This window comes from Halomonas sp. CnH100-B, from assembly GCF_024124605.1.
Lineage (GTDB): Bacteria > Pseudomonadota > Gammaproteobacteria > Pseudomonadales > Halomonadaceae > Vreelandella.
The window spans coordinates 172310-189553 of record NZ_JAMXRX010000004.1 but is presented as its reverse complement, the minus strand read 5'-3'; the positions used below and the strand labels follow the sequence as shown (position 1 = coordinate 189553).

Annotated in this window: 14 protein-coding genes and 2 riboswitches; of the genes, 9 read left to right on the top strand and 5 right to left on the bottom strand. The window is 60.8% G+C overall.

Going from position 1 to position 17244, the window contains the following annotated elements; translation table 11 throughout:
- Window positions 1-14: 14 nt before the first annotated feature.
- Together mgtE and NH398_RS10500 are read right to left on the bottom strand one after the other, a co-directional pair.
- Window positions 15-1373, bottom strand: a complete 1359-nt coding sequence (mgtE, locus tag NH398_RS10505; RefSeq protein WP_159343372.1) for a magnesium transporter — start codon at window positions 1371-1373, stop codon at window positions 15-17.
- A gap of 156 nt (window positions 1374-1529) precedes the next feature.
- Window positions 1530-1868 carry a DUF6482 family protein gene (locus NH398_RS10500; protein WP_253018425.1) on the bottom strand — a complete coding sequence of 113 codons (339 nt, stop codon included), beginning with the start codon at window positions 1866-1868 and terminating at the stop codon, window positions 1530-1532.
- A gap of 216 nt (window positions 1869-2084) precedes the next feature.
- Between NH398_RS10500 and NH398_RS10495 the strand changes: the two genes are divergently transcribed.
- Window positions 2085-4217 (top strand): PhoX family phosphatase, encoded by a 2133-nt coding sequence (locus tag NH398_RS10495; RefSeq protein ID WP_253018423.1) that lies wholly within the window; start codon window positions 2085-2087, stop codon window positions 4215-4217.
- Window positions 4218-4287: 70 nt separating this feature from the next.
- On the opposite strand, the gene NH398_RS10490 is transcribed toward NH398_RS10495, so the two are convergent.
- Window positions 4288-4938, bottom strand: a complete 651-nt coding sequence (locus tag NH398_RS10490; protein ID WP_159343369.1) for a TetR/AcrR family transcriptional regulator — start codon at window positions 4936-4938, stop codon at window positions 4288-4290.
- Between the two features lie 99 nt (window positions 4939-5037).
- Here NH398_RS10490 and NH398_RS10485 point away from each other — a divergent pair, with 99 nt between their 5' ends.
- The 3 genes from NH398_RS10485 to NH398_RS10475 all read left to right on the top strand — a co-directional run bounded on the left by NH398_RS10485 (window position 5038) and on the right by NH398_RS10475 (window position 10340).
- Window positions 5038-6192 (top strand): efflux RND transporter periplasmic adaptor subunit, encoded by a 1155-nt coding sequence (locus tag NH398_RS10485; RefSeq protein WP_253018421.1) that lies wholly within the window; start codon window positions 5038-5040, stop codon window positions 6190-6192.
- On the top strand, window positions 6182-9235 hold the full coding sequence (locus NH398_RS10480) for an efflux RND transporter permease subunit (protein ID WP_253018419.1): 3054 nt from the start codon (window positions 6182-6184) through the stop codon (window positions 9233-9235). The genes NH398_RS10485 and NH398_RS10480 overlap by 11 nt, the downstream gene beginning before the upstream one ends.
- A 187-nt stretch (window positions 9236-9422) precedes the next feature.
- A complete protein-coding gene (locus NH398_RS10475; RefSeq protein WP_253018417.1) occupies window positions 9423-10340 on the top strand; it encodes a sensor domain-containing diguanylate cyclase in 918 nt (305 codons plus the stop codon).
- 65 nt (window positions 10341-10405) lie between these two features.
- On the opposite strand, the gene NH398_RS10470 is transcribed toward NH398_RS10475, so the two are convergent.
- Window positions 10406-11647: a D-amino acid dehydrogenase gene (locus tag NH398_RS10470; RefSeq protein WP_159343365.1), complete on the bottom strand. Its 1242-nt coding sequence runs from the start codon at window positions 11645-11647 to the stop codon at window positions 10406-10408.
- A 59-nt stretch (window positions 11648-11706) separates the two neighbouring features.
- Window positions 11707-11814: riboswitch (glycine riboswitch) on the bottom strand.
- An 8-nt stretch (window positions 11815-11822) separates the two neighbouring features.
- Window positions 11823-11913: riboswitch (glycine riboswitch) on the bottom strand.
- 228 nt (window positions 11914-12141) lie between these two features.
- On the opposite strand from NH398_RS10470, the gene NH398_RS10465 reads away from it, so the two are divergent.
- Window positions 12142-12435: a hypothetical protein gene (locus NH398_RS10465; protein ID WP_044630200.1), complete on the top strand. Its 294-nt coding sequence runs from the start codon at window positions 12142-12144 to the stop codon at window positions 12433-12435.
- Window positions 12436-12593: 158 nt separating this feature from the next.
- Window positions 12594-13121 (top strand): HPP family protein, encoded by a 528-nt coding sequence (locus tag NH398_RS10460; protein WP_253018415.1) that lies wholly within the window; start codon window positions 12594-12596, stop codon window positions 13119-13121.
- On the opposite strand, the gene NH398_RS10455 is transcribed toward NH398_RS10460, so the two are convergent.
- Window positions 13112-13699, bottom strand: coding sequence for a gamma-glutamylcyclotransferase (locus NH398_RS10455; protein WP_062374154.1), 588 nt, complete (start codon window positions 13697-13699; stop codon window positions 13112-13114). The two genes, NH398_RS10460 and NH398_RS10455, sit on opposite strands and share 10 nt — an antisense overlap.
- 38 nt (window positions 13700-13737) lie before the next feature.
- Here NH398_RS10455 and NH398_RS10450 point away from each other — a divergent pair, with 38 nt between their 5' ends.
- From NH398_RS10450 to NH398_RS10440, 3 genes are all read left to right on the top strand, one after another.
- Window positions 13738-14649: a histone deacetylase gene (locus NH398_RS10450; protein ID WP_253018413.1), complete on the top strand. Its 912-nt coding sequence runs from the start codon at window positions 13738-13740 to the stop codon at window positions 14647-14649.
- Between the two features lie 26 nt (window positions 14650-14675).
- Window positions 14676-15527 (top strand): CbiX/SirB N-terminal domain-containing protein, encoded by an 852-nt coding sequence (locus NH398_RS10445; protein WP_253018412.1) that lies wholly within the window; start codon window positions 14676-14678, stop codon window positions 15525-15527.
- Window positions 15528-15655: 128 nt separating this feature from the next.
- Window positions 15656-17242: an ABC-F family ATPase gene (locus tag NH398_RS10440; RefSeq protein WP_159343361.1), complete on the top strand. Its 1587-nt coding sequence runs from the start codon at window positions 15656-15658 to the stop codon at window positions 17240-17242.
- Window positions 17243-17244 lie beyond the last annotated feature (2 nt).

Below are 17244 nucleotides of genomic sequence, written 5' to 3'. Positions count from 1 at the left end.
TTCCATCGCGTTGATCACAAAATAATCAGCGTCGCCAGCCCTAAGAACGAGAGAAAGCCCACCACGTCGGTGACCGTGGTGAGGATGACCGCGCCGGAGAGGGCGGGGTCGATTTGTAAGCGTTTCAGTACCAAAGGAATGAGAACGCCGGAAAGGTTGGCGAGGCTCATGTTGATGAAGATCGCCAACGTAATCACCAGGGTGATGAGCGGGTCGCTAAACCACAGGTAGGAAATGCCGCCTACTACCAGGGCCCAGACCAAGCCATTACTCATGCCGACCCACATCTCTTTGTTATAGAGCCACTGCTTGTTGTTACCGGCAATTTGCCCCAATGCCAAGCCGCGGATGACTACCGTGAGCGTTTGGCTGCCTGCAATCCCGCCCATGCTGGCGACCACCGGCATCAGGATGGCGAGGGCGACGATTTGATCCAGCACCGCTTCGAACTGCCCGATCACAAAGGCGGCTAAGAATGCGGTCAATAGGTTGATGCCGAGCCAGATACCGCGGCTCTTGGCGCTGCGCAGAATTGGGGTGAACACCTCTTCTTCGTCGCTCACGCCGGACATGTGCTTCAACGTCATGTCCGCATCGTCTTGGGTAATTTCCAGTACGTCGGCGGCGTTCAGCTGGCCTACCAGTAGCCCGTCGCTGTTACACACCGGCACGAAGGGCAGCTCCTTGGAGCGCAGCAGGGCGGCGGCGTCGCTTACTTTCATCTGGTCATTCAGCGTGTAAGGCGCATCGTCCATAAACTCGTCGACGGTGCTCTCCTGAGGCTGCTTGACCAAGTCGATCAGCGTCAGGGTGCCCAGCAGACGCTTGTCTTTGTCGGTGATCATGACCTGCTGGGAATCGTCGTCCAGCAGGTGATGAATCCGGATATAGCGCTGCACTGCTTCCAGCGATACGCCCTGCTTTACATTGACCGTTTCGGGGTCCATGTAACGGCCGACCATGTCCTCTTCGTAGGTATAGAGGTTCTCGACCTGGGCGCGAATTTCCTGATCTAGGCTGGCGTAGACGGTGGTTTTGATCTCTTCGTCGGCGACATCGAGAACTTCCGCGACTTCTTGCGCGTCCAGCCCCTTGACGATCTGTTCAACATCGCTGGCGCTTAGGTCTTCGATGTAATCGGCGCGAATGTCCTCGTCGACCTCGGCGAGCACCTCGCCAAGCAGCGTCTCTGGAATGTACTCCCACAGCAGGTCACGCGTTTTGGCAGGAAAAGACTCAAGGGTGCGCGCAATCGCTAAGATATCGAGCTCGTTGAATAGCTCGTTCAGGGCAGCCGTATCTTCCTCGTCGAGCAACTTTTGAAGATAGAGCAACTGCTCCTCGGTGTTGGTGTACTTCTCTTCATCGCGCATAGAGTCCATCCTTTGATCATTAATTTTTGACACAACTACTTGAAAGCGCTTGATGGCTCGTTATGAATCTTATCGACAGGCGGGGTTGAAAGCCATGAAGGCTTTTTTACCATCATGGCGAGTCATGCCGCATCGCGGAGGTAAGACCGGGACGTGTTAGTGCCGAGTTGCAAAGGCCACGCGGACGCCATGCTCAAGCCGCTGCTGGGCGGAGACTGGTGGGGTCGGGTTGCCAATCATCTCATCGGCGGCATCGGCCCAGGTGAGGATGCCGTGGGTAAAGCCCAGCGGTGCCAGCGCGCGGCTGACCCACTGAGTGCCGCTGAACCGTTTCGTTTCGCCCTGTGGGTTGACCAGTAAGCTGACCGATTCGTCCCTATGCAGGCGCACGATGTACCAGCCCATATCGATGCCATGCAGCTCGACGTCAGGCAGCGGTGCGGTCAGTTGGGAAAGCTCATCCAGGGTCAAACGAGGGGGGAGTGGTGAAGACATAGCGGCACCTCATTGGCTCAACTGTGTTTATGTAGAGTCTAATGAGTGTGATGGATTTGTATAGCTTTTGGTGCGTGTTGGTGGGCAAGGGTCAACCGTTTGCGCACGGATCGTCATATAACGGTCGTGAATGCGTCATGGTTAATTCATCTTTGCCTAATAGTCTCCTCCCAAACGCAGACGTCCGTTCTGACCAGCGATGACGAGGAGAGCACCATGAGCAAGGAAATCGAAGATCACCGCCTGTTTAACCACAGCCATAACCAGCCGTTTGCCGAGGTGTTGGCTCAGCACGTCTCTCGGCGCGACGTAATGCGAGGCGGCCTGGGGTTGGCGGCAGCGTCCATGTTGGGGTTTGGCGGGGCTGCGCAGGCGCTCGCAGGCGAGCAGGCGAAAACGCCGCTCACACTGGCCTTTGAGGCCGTACGCGGTTCCCGCACCGATGCCGTGGTCGTGCCGGAGGGCTACGTAGCCCAGGTGTTAGTGCCCTGGGGTACGCCGCTGCAGGCAGGCCAGGAGTGGCAGGCCGACCAGCCCATGACACCCGAGCGTCAGGCGATGAGTGTGGGCATGCACCACGACGGCATGGCTGGTTTCGCCCTGGATGCGGATAACGCCTCGCGCCGTTTTGTGCTGGCGCTGAACAACGAGTACATCGATCAAGACGCGCTGTGGGCACCCCAAGGTGGGCCGACCAATGCCGAAGCGGGCGCGCGCCCCGCAGACGAATCACGCACCGAAATCAATGCCCACGGCGTCACGCTGGTTGAAGTTGAGAAAGACGCTAACGGCCAGTGGTCTCACGTTGCCAATTCGCCCTATAACCGCCGCTTCACCAGCGCCACGGTGATGGATCTAGCGGGCCCCGTGGCGGGTAGCGACTACGTAAAAACCCAGTTCTCCCCTGACGGCACGCAAACCCGCGGCACCAACAACAACTGCGGTAACGGCGTGACTCCCTGGGGCACCTATATCGCCTGTGAAGAGAACTGGCCCGATATCTTCGTCAACCGTGGCGAGCGCTTCCAGGATGATGCGCGCATCGGTATTCCCACGGATAAAAGCCGCTATGGCTGGGATACCTCGGCAGGCGACGCCACCGAGCAAAACGGTGAGTTTGCGCGCTTTGACATCACTCCACGCGGTGAGCGTGCCGAAGATGACTACCGCAACGAGGCACGTACCTTCGGCTACCAAGTAGAAGTCGACCCCTACAGCGGTGCTCGCGCGGTGAAGCGTACGGCGCTGGGACGTTTTCGTCATGAAGGGTGCTGGCTGGGCAAATTAGAAGCGGGCAAGCCCATCGTTTACTATTCAGGCCACGATGCCCGTAACGAGTATGTCTACAAGTACGTCTCTGATGCCGCCTGGGATCCCGCCGATGCCAACCGCCCCGGCGCTGAGTACGACCGCCTCGCCATCGGCAATAAATACATGGATAACGGTACGCTCTACGTGGCGCGCTTCCATGCCGATGGCAGCGGCGAGTGGCTGCCACTCACACCAAGCGCCAAGACCCAGGATGGCCGCACGCTGGCCGCCGCACTTGGCCTAGCCGAGAACGATTTGGCAGGCATCATCATCAACACCTGCGATGCCGCCGACCTGCTGGGCGCCACGCCGATGGACCGTCCCGAGTGGGCCACGGTAGACCCGGCCTCGGGTGAGGTGTATCTCACGTTGACGAACAACACCCAGCGCAGTGACGAGGGCAGCGATGCCACCTTCACTAATGACGGCAGCGAGCTTAGCCAGCCTGGTGTCGGGTTCGCTACCGCCCCGGCGAACGCAGCGAACCCCCGCGCCAATAACGAGGCCGGGCACGTGATTCGCTGGCGGGAGAGCCGCTTGCCCAACGCCTTCACCTGGGAAGTATTTGTGTTCGGCGCAGCGGCCGATGACGCGGATAACCACTCCGGGCTAAACGAGATGAACCAGTTCGCCAGCCCAGATGGCCTGTGGTTCGATGAGCGTGAAGATGGCCAAGGCATCCTGTGGATTCAGACCGACAACGGCTATGAAGGCGTTACCGAGCACACCAACGACCAGCTATTGGCCGTGGTGCCCCAAGGGTTAGAGGATATTCGCGGTACAGGGCCGGTGATCAACAGCAGCAACCAGCAGCAGCTCAAACGCTTTGCGGTGGGGCCGAACGGCTGCGAAGTGACCGGCATCTTTGCCACGCCGGATAAAACCGCGCTGTTCATCAACATCCAGCACCCCGGCAACTGGCCCGCGGATGGCAGTGCCCTGGTGCAAGACGCCACTGCGGCGGCGAGTGGGCAAGTACGCCCGCGTGCCGCCACCGTGGTGATTCAGAAGCGCGATGGTGGGCCGGTGGGGGTGTGAACCACGAACACGCGATCAACGGTTTAAACCATGCTCCAAGCCCCGCGAAGGCGGGGCTTTTTAATGCGCATCAGCGCCGCCCATACGCTGCCAAAAAAACATCGACGGCGCTGGTGATTTGCCGCTGAATTTCCTCCTCGGTGGGCGTGGGGCGCACGCCCATCCGCACCTCCTTAATCAGCATACCCTGCCACATGCTGCAGAGCTGGTCGGCGGCGCGTGCCGGGTCGGGTAGGCTCAGGTGGCCAGCGCTGGCCAATCCTTCCAGTTTTTCGCGCAGCCACTGGCTGATGGCCCACGGGCCCGCGTCGAAAAAGGCCCTCAGCAGCTTGGGGTGCTGCTCGCCCTGGTGGCTCATGACTCGCTCTACCGCCAGAACGTGGGGTTCCAGCAAAAAACGCAGCATGCAGACCCCTACCTCGATCAGTGACTGGCGCACGGCGTCGTGGGTATCGGGAAGTTGGGCCAGCCCTTGACGGATCGTCGCGGTTTCGCGGCGGATGACGCTGCCAAACAGTGTCTCTTTCGTCGCAAAATGCCCGTACACCGTCACTTTCGACACGCCGGCTTCCCGCGCGACGGCTTCCATGGTGACGGCCTCCAAACCGTTGCGAAAAAAGAGGCAGGCCGCAGCGTCCAGCATCGCATCGCGTTTTGCCATGTCTTTGGGGCGGCCTGCGCTGCGTTTTTGGTCAGGCGACGTCGGTCGAGCGTCTGTCATGCAAGAAATCCATGCCCATACGTAAATAGTTATTGAACGGTAATGTACACATATTATAGTGAACGCTATCGTTCAAGAATAAACCATTTCGAGGCCAACATGGGTACGTTGAAGACTTCTTGGGGGCACCGGCTGCGCGGTGCGCTGGCGGCGTTGCTAATGATCGGTGTGACGCTGATCGTGGTGGCGCTGGTGTCCAGTCAGCGTAGTAGCGCTCAGCAGGCGCGTCAGGAGGGCGCGGATAACGCCCTGCTCCAGGTCGTGGCGCAGCCGCTGGCGCAGGCTGACACGCTGACGCGAGAAGTGCGTTTAACCGGCCGAGTGGTGGCGCGCCAGTCGGTATCGTTGGCCTTCGAACCGGCCGGGCGAGTGGAGACTCTGCAGGCCGACCGAGGCGATGCAGTTGAGCAGGGCGAAGTGTTGGCCACCCTCGATACCCGCCGGCTAGAGAGCCGTCTAGCCGAAGTGGCAGCACGCAGCGAAGAGGCACGCGCGAGCCTCGCTCTGGCCCAGCGTCAGGAAGAGCGCGAAGCGCAGTTGAACCAGAGCAACTTTGCGAGCCGTACGGCGTTGGATCAGGCCCGCACCGACCGCTTGACCCTGCAAGCGCGACTCTCTGCGTTGGCCGCCGAGCGCGATAGCCTCACGGCCGATCTAGAAGACAGCACGCTCAAAGCGCCGTTTGCGGGCCGAGTGGTCGAGCGCTACATCGATGTAGGAAGCCTCGTGACGAGCGGCACGGCGGCGTTCGATGTCATCGATACGCGCCAGTTGGAGGCGCACCTTGGCTTGCCCGCGCGGCTGGCGGCGACGTTTGCCGTCGGGGAGGCCGTGATGCTGCAGGTGAACGACCAAACGATCGAGGGCAGCGTGCGTGCCCGGTTGCCCCAAGTGGATGGCGACAGCCGTACACAAACCTTGGTCGTGGCGATGACGGGCGACCATGCTGCCGTGCCTGGCGATTTGGCCGAGTTGAGCTACTCGATGACCGAACCCGCGAGCGGTTATTGGGTACCGCTAGCGGCGCTGCGTGCTGCCGACCGGGGCCTGTGGAACGTATTGATTGCCGAGCCAGACGAGGACGACCGCTACCGCGTTGCGCAAGCTAGCGTCGAGCTACTGCACACCGAAGGGGATGACGCCTTCGTGCGGGGCACCTTGGCCCCGGGTATGCGTTTGATTCGCAGTGGTACTCACCGCATTACGCCCGGGCAGCAGGTCACGCTGAGCGAGGACGTGGCCCATGCGCATTGAGTGGTTGTTCAATCGCCGCCTGCTGGCCCTCTCGCTGGGCCTGCTCATCGCCGCCGGGCTGTCGGCCGTCCAAACGCTGCCGCGCGCAGAAGATCCCTACCTCATCGCGCGCAATGCCACGGTACTGGCGCCGTACCCAGGCGCCACCCCAGAGCAGATCGAAGCGCTGGTGGCCAGGCCGATCGAGCAAGAACTGCGCACCATTTCTGAGATCAGCGTACTGGAATCCACGTCTCGCCAAGGCATCGCGCTGCTGAGTCTCGAACTGGGTGACGACGTCACCAACGTGGCGCCGGTTTGGAGCCGCGTGCGCGATAAGCTGGGCGATGTGGCACCGTCGTTGCCAGAAGGGGTAGATACTCCAGAGCTGTTGGATGATCGCGGCTACGCCTTCAGCCTCGTGGCCGCGCTGCGCTGGACGCTGGATACGCCGCCCAACCCACAGCTCATGGAGCGTTACGCCGAACGCTTGGAAGATGCGTTTCGGCAGGTGGCCGGCACCGAATATACCCACCGCTTTGGCGTGGCCGGCGAGCAGGTCGAGGTGATGGTCGATCCGTTGGAGCTCAATGCCCTCGGACTTTCCGTGGGCCAACTGGCTGCCGCCATCGACGCCAGCGATGGACGACGCACCGCTGGCGAGGTGGTCACCCAAGGGTACCGTCTCACGGTGGGGCTGAGCGGGGAATTCGACGCGCTGGATCGTCTGCGGGAGATCAACGTGACGACTCGGCAGGGGCAAAGCGTCAAATTGGGCGAAATTGCCGAACTGCGCCGCGGTGTACAAGACCCACCCAGCGCCGTGGCGCTGCTCAACGGTGAGCGAGCGGTGTTCGTGGGCGCGCGCATGGCGCCTGGTCAGCGGATCGATCTCTGGGTGGCACGGGCGCAGGAGCGACTCGCGGCCTTCGCCGATGAGCTGCCGGTGGGGCTCGCCGTCGAGGAAGTGTTCGAGCAGGCCAGCTACACCAATCAGCGGTTGAGCGACGTGGCGCTTAGCCTGCTGATGGGGTTAGTGCTGGTGGTGGGTATTCTATTTCTGACCATGGGGTGGCGTTCGGCGCTCACCGTGGGGCTGGCAATTCCCGCCACCGCCCTGCTGACATTGGCGCTGTTCCGGCCGTTGGGCATGGAAATCCACCAGATGAGTATTATCGGCATCATCGTCGCGCTGGGTCTGATGGTGGACAACGCGATCGTGATGACCAACGCCCTGCGGGAGCGCTTTCTGCAGGGGGATTCCGCGCTGGTCGCGACTCGGGATGCGCTGCGCCATTTGGCGGTGCCGCTGCTTGCCAGCACGCTGACGACCGTGCTGGCCTTCATGCCCATCGTGCTCATGCCGGGCCCGGCGGGCGAGTTCGTCGGGCCGCTCGCCATGGCGGTGATGGTGGCCCTGGTCAGCTCCTACCTGATCTCCCTGTTTCTGGTGCCCGCGCTATCGCCCATGTTGCTGGCCAAAGTGGCGGCCAAACCGCCCGCCCCGCGGGATAATGCGCTCAAGCGTGCCTTCCGAGGTACGGTGCGCAGCGCACTGCGCCACCCAGTGGCCGCCATGGTGATCACGCTCTGCGTGCCGGTGGGGGGCATGGCGCTGATGCCCACGCTGGACGTGGCGTTCTTCCCGCCCGCCGACCGCGATCAGTTCCACGTGGAAGTACGCCTGCCTCCTGCCAGCAGCATGGCGCAAACGGAATCGCTGGCCCACGACGTCGAGCGTATGGTGCGCGAGCTGCCGGGCGTGGTGCGTGTGTCTGCGTTCGTCGGTGAAAGCGCGCCGATGATGTATTACAACGTGCTAACGAACGAGGACAACAACCCGGCGTTTTTACACCTCATCGTCGATACGGCATCGCTGGACGTCACTCGCCAGCAAGTGCCCCAACTGCAGCAAGCGCTTGACCAACGCTTTCCCCAAGCCCAGAGCGTTGTGCGCAAGTACGAGCAGGGGCCGCCGTTCCAAGCCCCTATCGAACTCCGGGTGTACGGTGACGATCTCGACATACTCTCTTCTCTGGGGTTAGAGCTGGCGGGCCTGATGCACCAGCTTTCCCAGGTGACCCACGTGCGTGCCGGGATGCAGCAGGACCTGCCACGCCTGATGCTGGAGATCGACCAAACGGCGCTGAGCGATGCCGGGCTGTCGCCCCAGACCCTAGCCGAGCAGGTGGGGGCCGCACTCTCTGGTCAGCCTGCAGGTGTTTTACTGGAAGATACCCAGCAGTTGCCGGTACGCGTGCGCTATGCCGATGCGTGGCGCACCGATGCCGAGCAGCTGGCTGCCTTGCGCCTGGTCAGCGACCAGGTCAGCGAGGGGTTACCGCTGGCCGCCGTGGCCGAGAGCTATCTGGCGCCGTCGTGGAGCGTCATTACCCGCCGTAACGCCGAGCGCGTGCAGCTCGTGCAGGGCTATTTGGTGGCCGATGCGCTGCCGGCCGTCTCCATGGCGCAGCTCGATGCCAAGCTGCAAGCAGCCATCGATGCGGGTGAGATACGCCTGCCTCCCGGTTATCGGATCGAGACCGGTGGGGAAGCCGCCGAGCGTGACGAAGCGGTTAGCCAACTGCTCGCCTCGGTCGTGCTGCTAGTGATTGCCATGGTGGCCACGGTCGTACTGGCCTTTAATTCCTTCCGCCGCGCCGCCATTGTGTTCATTGCCGGTGCCCAGGCGATGGGCATGGGGATCGTAGCACTGCTGCTGAGCGGCCACGCCTTCGGCTTCGTGATCATCGTCGGCATCATGGGGTTGGTGGGGGTGGCGATCAACGCAACGATCATCATCATTGCCGCGTTCGATGATGATCCTGCGGCTCGGCAAGGCGATAGGGAAGCCATGCTGGCGGTCATTAGCGGGCCGACCAGTCGGCACATCGTCTCGACCACCATCACGACCTTTGCCGGGCTCATTCCACTCATGGTGGCCGCCGGTGGGCTTTGGCCACCTTTCGCGCAAACCGTGGGCTTTGGACTACTCTTGGCCACACTGGTGTCGTTTTTCTTCACGCCAGCGCTTTACCGGCTGTGGGTCGCTAGGGCCGAGTAACGGCCAGCCCTTTTCGCTTATTCATAACGTGGGCTATATTGCTATTTAGTAAACGAGCGTATCCTTTGTGTAATGGCGACGTGGTCGGCGCAGGAAGGGTACGTATTGTCGAGAGACATATCGCGCTTGGATCACGGCTCGTTTCTGGGACGAAACGGCCCAGGCGCCGACTTTCATTGGATGAACTATGGTAGAAACCCCGCAAAATCAAACGCAAGGAGCGCCGCTGTCCATCAGCGAACCCAGCAGTCAGGCCGTCGCGGTACTCGGCGGACGGCCTAACGGCCAGGGCATTCGGATACTGGACGTCAGCGAGGAGTACGTGCAGTTTTGGGGAGGAGATCGCGACCACTGGTTGGGCGCGTCGCCTAAAATCGTCCATCAAGAGGCGGCGAACGAGCAGCTCTTGACCCAGCTCCACCACGCCTTGTCGGGTGGCAAGCTGGGCCTAGGATGCTCCCTCACCGGCTTGGACCACGCTGAGGAAGCGCTGCTCTCCAAGGCGCCGCGGCCGCTCATCGAGTGGCGTGTCACTGCCATGTCGATGCCCGGCTATGCCGATAACGTGTTGGTATTGGTGCAGCGCGACATCACCCAGCGGGTGGAAAAGGAGGCCGAGCTCAAGCGTCTCGCCACCACCGATATGCTGACTGGGTTGATGAATCGCGCCCGGTTCGATTACCTGTTAAAACACGAGCTAGGGCGATTGAACCGCTATGTGCGGCCTTTCTCGCTCATCATGCTCGATATCGACTACTTCAAGACGATCAACGACAGCCAAGGCCACGATGTGGGCGACCAGGTCCTGCGCGCCTTGGCGGCACTGCTGGAAGACAATCTGCGTAGTGCGGACTACTGCGCCCGCTGGGGAGGGGAAGAGTTCATCATTCTTGCCCCGGAAACGTCCCTTGAGCAGGCCGCCAGGCTTGCCGAGAAAATTCGTCAATGTATCGGAAGCGCCGCCTTTCCAGGCGCCGAGCGCGTGACCGTCAGTTTAGGCGTCGCAGAAGCGGCTGCGAACGACACGCCCAAAAGCATGATGAAACGGGTCGATAACGCGCTGTATCAAGCGAAAGAGAGCGGGCGAGACCGCGTCGCGTGTTAGCAATATGGCATGTTAGCAAAAAGGGGCCCAGCGGCCCCTTTGGTCGTTTTGAGCGATGGCTCTGCCTAGTGCGTCGCGATTAGCGAGGTGGCGGTGGAGTGGTCCACGGCGTCGGCGAGCATTTCGGCGGTGATCGCAGAAAGCGTCCAGCCCAGGTGGCCGTGGCCCGTGTTGTAGAAAACGGTCGGCAATTTGCCAGGGCCGACTTTAGGCAGCATATTCGGCAGCATCGGGCGCAGGCCCGCCCAAGGCACCACTCGTTGAGTACTCACGCCGGGGAAGCACTGCTCTACCCAGCGCACCAGCGGCTGAATCCGGTCGTTACGAATGTCGCGGTTCGCGCCATTAAACTCAGCGGTACCGGCCACGCGGAAACGGTCGTTCCCTAGACGGCTGGTCACCAGCTTGGTCTCGTCATCCAGCAAGCTCACCGTCGGTGCGGCCTGCTGTGAGGCCTCGTCGTCCAGCTGTACGGTGATGGAGTAGCCTTTGACCGGGTAGATGTTCACGCGGTCGCCCAGCTGGGCGGCGATGGCACGACTGCCGACCCCGGCACATACCACCACGCTATCAAAGCTTTGGCGTACCTCTTCACCGTCGACGGAAGCGCTGACCCAGGCACTGTTCTCATCCGCACCCAGGTCGGTCACCTGGTGGCCGTAGTTCAGCCGCACGCCGCGTTTGGCCGCGGCCTTTGCGAGGCCGTTGGTGTATTTGTGAATATCCCCGGTAGCGTCGCTTTCGGTGAAGAAACCGCCGTAGTAGCTACCCGCGAGCGTGGGTTCGATGGCGCGCATTTCTTCTGGTGTGACCGCCCTACGCTCGAGCCCGCCTTGGTGCAGAAGCTGTGAGACCTTAGCGGCATGCTCGTAGCCCGCTTTATCGCGGTAGATATGCAGAATGCCTTTCTGTTTCACGTCGAAATCGATCTGCTCGTCTTGCGCCCACTGAAACAGATGCTCCCTGGCGGCAATGGCGAGGCGCGTCGTTTCGATGGTGTTGTCGGCATAGCGGGGGATGGCGGCGATAAATTCCGCAAACCAGCTCAGCTTGTGCCAGGTAGGACGAGGGTTGACGAGCAGTGGGGCGTCGTTTTTTAGCATCCAGCGCAGGCCTTTGAGGACCGTGGGCCAGTGGTTCCATACCTCAGCGTTGGAGGCAGAAAGCTGCCCGCCGTTGGCAAACGAGGTTTCCATCGCGGCGTAGCGATGCTTTTCAAACACAGTGACGTCAAAGCCGCGTTTCACGAGGGCGTAGGCGCTGGTAATACCGGTAATACCACCGCCAATAATTGCAATGCGTTGCATGAGTCTCTCCACAGATTGTATGAGCGTCGGGTGATACCCCAGCAAACGTGTTTGCTAGGCGTACCCCTTCCGTCATGGAACCTGAGAGATTCACGCCGATGATGTGGCGCTTGCTCCTTCGGTGGGCTGAGTGACGCCGTCATCAACCGCTCTTCGGAACGTATTGGTAAAAACGTTAGCGGCTGCGGTCCGTTGGCCTGAGAGTTTCCGGGGTCGTTGCTCCTTCGGCGCTGGTGTCGTGTACCAGTCTCTCCCGCAACTGCGTACTTAACGTTGTAACGCGGCGGTGCTAAAAAGGGAATAGGCGAAAGGTGGAAGCCGCTCAATCGCGTGGCTTTGCCAGGCTGCGTGTTTTCACACACAATGCTTGCTATCTGCAACGAACTATCTGCAACGAACTATCTGCAACGAACTATCTGCAACGAACTATCTGCAACGAGCTATTTTCGAGCGATTACCTTCGATCAATCATCTTCAAGCAATGGACAACGCGCATGCAGGCAAACGGATTTTTTGAGGGCATCGGCGAGGCGATAGGCGATGCCATTCGCGTGGTGGTGGAGTTTTTGGTGGGGCTCTTCACCAACTTTTTCGGTGCTTTTGACGACTTTATCGGCGGTCTGACGCGTTCGCTGGGGATCAACGACTCGTTCTTGAGTCTCGCGATACTGCTCATCGGCCTGCTGGTGCTGTGGGGTGGGCTGCGTGCGTTTTTGCGTGGCTCCATCATTGGCGGCATTTTCCGCACGCTGATTGGGCTCTTTATCCTATCGTGGCTGATGATGTAGTACTAAGACGATAGGGAAAATAAAGCGTTTCCCTCGTGCGTAGTTGGAATCCGTAAAAGGGGTCCTGAGCCTCATTCATGTCACTATGACGCATCGTCATTTGCTTCTTTGGTGCATTTTGTCATCATCTGCACTCTTTTTGTGCAAAGGCGAGTGCGATGAAAACGTATCTTGGCAAGATGCGCGGAGAACGAACGCCGCGCCCCCGGGTGGGCTGGCAGGATGCCTGCTGGTCGTGGCTGGGTGCCTTTACTGGCATGGCGCTGATTTGCTGGCTAAGCGCCGAGTGGCTCTCCCAGCAGCTGTTGATCGTGGGCTCGTTCGGGGCAACCTCGGTGCTGATTTATGCCGCCCCGGAAAGCCCCTTTGCCCAGCCAAGCCATGTGCTGTTTGGCAGCGTGCTCTCTGCCTGTGTGGGCGTGGGCTGCTATCAACTGCTGGGGGCCACGCCGCTGTCGATGGCGTTGGCGGTGTCGCTCTCCATTTTGGTTATGCAGCTCACCCATACCGTTCATCCGCCAGGGGCTGCCGCTGCGCTGATTGCCGTGGCAGGCGGTGCCAGCGTGCATCAGTTGGGCTGGTGGTATCCGCTGATCCCTATTGGCGCAGGCTGCATCGTCATGCTAATGGTGGCGATTCTGGTCAATAACCTGGCGCGCCACCGCCGCTATCCGCGCTACTGGTAGCGCTGTAGCTGCGCTTCCAGGGCAAAAATATGCGCATCCTCGGTGCCCAACTCGCGCAGCGCTTGGGCGAGGTTCAGCAAGTAAGCGCTGTTGGGGCCGCTGGGGCCATGGGCCTGGGCAATTTGCTGGGCGATATCGGCCAGCGGGGCATCGCCTAAAAATGCAGGGTTGTCCTCGCTGGCCAGATAAATCAGCCCCTCGCTAGGCGCTTGGTCGGCGTCAGGGTTACCCGCTTCATCCAAAAACGTCAGCGTGACTTTTTCCCGCAGGTAGCCGTTTTTCTCCCGCACATCCAACGGTGCGAGCACCTCTGGGGTGATGCGGTAGGCCATGCCATGACATACCGCGCCTTCGGCACGAATCAGCGTCGCCACTCGCCCCGGTGCTTCCGGCGTGCCGCGGTGGTCGTGGGAGCCCTGCCAGAAGCGCCGCGCCCAGCCGGTAATCGCCGCAGGCCGGCGCTCTAAATAGTCAAAATCGGCCTTCCAAATCAGCGAACCGTAGCCAAAAAGCCAGATATCCGCATGGCCGTCGAAGAAGTTTCTTTGCTGGTTTAACGTCGTGGTATCAAGCAACATAAGCGATCTATATTTGTGACCAAAGTGGCTGCACGCGCATGGCGTTAACGGTGGTTCATCATCCGGGTTATACGATTGATTTACCAGCCAATCACCCCTTCCCCATGGAAAAGTTTCGGGTGCTTCGGCAGCTATTGGGCGAGCAAACGTTGGCCTGCCCCATCGAGTGGCACACGCCCCAACCGGCCACCCTCGAAAGCCTGCAACGCGTGCATACTCGTGACTATGTTCAGGCGTTTTTGCACGGCCAGCTCGATCGTGCCGCCCAGCGGCGCAGCGGGTTTGTGTGGTCGCAAGCCTTGGTGGAACGAGTGCGGCTGGAAACCGGCGGCACGCTGCTCACCCTTGAAGCGGCCCTGGCCACCGGGCTTGCCTGCAACTCGGCGGGCGGCACACACCACGCCCATGCGGATGCCGCCAGCGGCTACTGTTTGATTAACGATTTAGCCGTGGCCGCCGCCCACGCGCTGGCGCAGGGCTGGGTAGAGCGGGTGCTGATTGTGGATTGCGACGTGCATCAAGGCGATGGCACCGCGCGGCTCTTTGCCAACGACCCTGGCGTGTTTACCTTTTCCATGCACGCGGCGCGTAATTTCCCCGCCCGCAAAGCAAAAAGCGATCTGGATATCGCCCTCCCCAACGGCATGGAGGATGCGGCTTATTTGGCCGAACTTGCGTCTTGGCTGCCAGGGGTACTCGCCGCGTACCAGCCAGACGTGGTGCTCTATGATGCCGGGGTGGATGTGCATCACGACGACCGCCTGGGCTACTTATCGCTCAGCAGCGACGGGCTCTATGCCCGGGATCACTACGTGTTGAACCTTTGTCGTGAGTCTGACATTCCCGTGGCGGCGGTCATCGGCGGCGGCTACGACCGCGATATTGCCGCCCTGGCTACACGTCACGCCCAGCTACATCGAGCCGCTGCGGATGTGCTGGCGGCTCATTAACGCTTTGATTGAAAAGGACGAACGCGATGCGCGCTATTTTTCTTGTCGATAACGGCTCTCTGCGCCCCCAGGCGACCCATAATCTGCGCCGGGTGGCGGCCGCGTTGAGCGAGACGCTAGGGGAGACTGTTCAGGCGGCCTCGCTGCTGCACTCCAATAAAATCCCCGCTGAAGAGGTCGATGGCATTCCCGCCATTACGTTAGGCCCCGCCGCCGAACGCAGCGCCGAGGCAGGCGCCACGGAGATTATCGTGCTGCCGTTTTTCTTCGGCCCCAGTAAAGCGCTAACGGGGTACTTGCCGGAGCGAATGGCCGCGCTACAGGCCCGTTTTCCTAACGTGTCGGTGCGGGTTGCTCAGCCGCTGGTGGATGAGCTGAGGAACAACGACCTGCGCTTGGCACAGCTGTTGGCCAATAACGTACGTGCGCAGTTGCCTGAACAAGGCGCTGCCAAGGTCGCGCTGGTGGACCACGGCAGCCCCATTCCCGACGTTACCGCCGTGCGTAACCGCCTGGCTGGGCAATTGAGCGTGCTGCTGGGCGACGACGTGCGCTGCGTGGCGGCGGCTTCCATGGAGCGACGTGACGGCGACGAGTACCGCTTTAACGAGCCGCTATTGGAGCACCTGCTTGATACGCCTGAATTCAGCAGCGGGAACGTGGTGCTGGCGATGCTGTTTCTCTCCCCAGGCCGTCATGCCGGTGAGGGTGGCGATATCGCCGAGATCTGCGCCGCCGCCGAACAGCGCCACAGTGGGTTGACGGTGACGACCACCGCGCTGGTCGGCGAGCACCAGGGGATCGTTGAGATTTTACACTCACGCCTGCGCCAAGCGCTTGACGGAGAACGCTTTCTGCTTGAAATGCCTGCGCAGTAGTCAAGTGCCCGGTTAAGGGAAGCGCGCAAGGGGAGATGTAACGTTGCCCAAAGGCGCGTAGAATCGCGAGCTTTTGCAAGCGTGCTCGTTTCTCCAACAGCGCTTCCTCGTTAACCAGGGCCTCTATCTTGATCGCAACCGCCAACATCACCATGCAGTTTGGGGCCAAGCCCCTGTTCGAAAATGTTTCCGTCAAATTTAATAACGGCAATCGCTACGGGTTGATTGGCGCGAATGGTTGCGGTAAGTCCACCTTTATGAAAATCCTGGGAGGCGAGTTGGAGCCCTCGTCTGGCCAGGTGATGCTGGATAGCAGTACCCGGCTGGGTAAGCTGCGCCAGGACCAGTTTGCCTACGAAAACGAACGGGTCATCGACACCGTTATCATGGGCAACGCCGAGCTGTGGAAAGTGGCCGCCGAGCGCGAGCGCATCTACTCGCTGCCCGAAATGAGCGAAGAAGACGGCATGGCCGTGGCGGATTTAGAAGTGCGCTACGCCGAGTTGGATGGCTACACCGCCGAGTCCCGCGCGGGTGAGCTGCTGCTGGGCCTGGGCATTCCTATTGAGCAGCACACCGGCCCCATGAGTGAAGTCGCGCCTGGCTGGAAGCTGCGCGTGCTGCTGGCCCAGGCGCTGTTCTCCGACCCGGACGTGCTGCTGCTGGACGAACCTACCAACCACCTGGATATCAATACTATCCGCTGGCTGGAAGAGATTCTAAAAGCGCGCAGCAGCACCATGGTGATTATTTCCCACGATCGTCACTTCCTGAACAGCGTGTGTACCCACATGGCGGATCTGGATTACGGCGAAATCACCCTGTTCCCCGGCAACTACGATGACTACATGACGGCGGCCACTGCGGCCCGCGAACGTCAGCATGCGGACAACGCCAAGAAGAAGGCGCAAATTGCCGAGCTGCAGCAGTTCGTCAGCCGCTTCTCGGCCAACGCCTCCAAAGCGAAGCAGGCCACCTCGCGGGCGCGCCAGATCGACAAGATCAAACTGGAGGACATCAAACCCTCCAGCCGGGTGAGCCCGTTTATCCGCTTTGATCAAAACAAGAAGATCCACCGTAACGCGGTGAACGTGGAGGCGATTACCAAAGGCTACGACGGCGAGCCGCTGTTCAAGCGTTTCTCCATGACCGTGGAAGCAGGTGAGCGCATTGCCATCATCGGCCCTAACGGCATTGGCAAAACCACCCTGCTGAAAACGCTGGCGGGGGATCTTCGCCCAGACGCCGGTGAAGTGAAGTGGACCGATGCCGCCGAGCTTGGCGTATTCGCCCAAGACCACGCCGATGACTTCGCCAATGACGCCACGCTGTTCGAGTGGATGGGCCAGTGGACCAAAGGCGGTGAGCAGGTGGTACGCGGCGCGTTGGGCCGCATGCTGTTCTCCAGCGACGACATCAACAAGTCGGTGAAGGTGATCTCGGGGGGCGAGCAGGGGCGAATGCTGTTCGGTAAGCTAACGCTCACCAACCCCAACGTGCTGCTGATGGACGAGCCCACCAACCACCTGGATATGGAGTCCATCGAGGCGCTCAACCTGGCGTTGGAGAACTACCCCGGCACGCTGCTGTTCGTTAGCCACGACCGGGAGTTCGTCTCCAGCCTCGCCACCCGCATCATCGACATGCAGCCGGATGGCATCGTCGATTTCAGCGGCAGCTACGACGACTACCTGCGCAGCCAGGGCGTGGTGTAGCG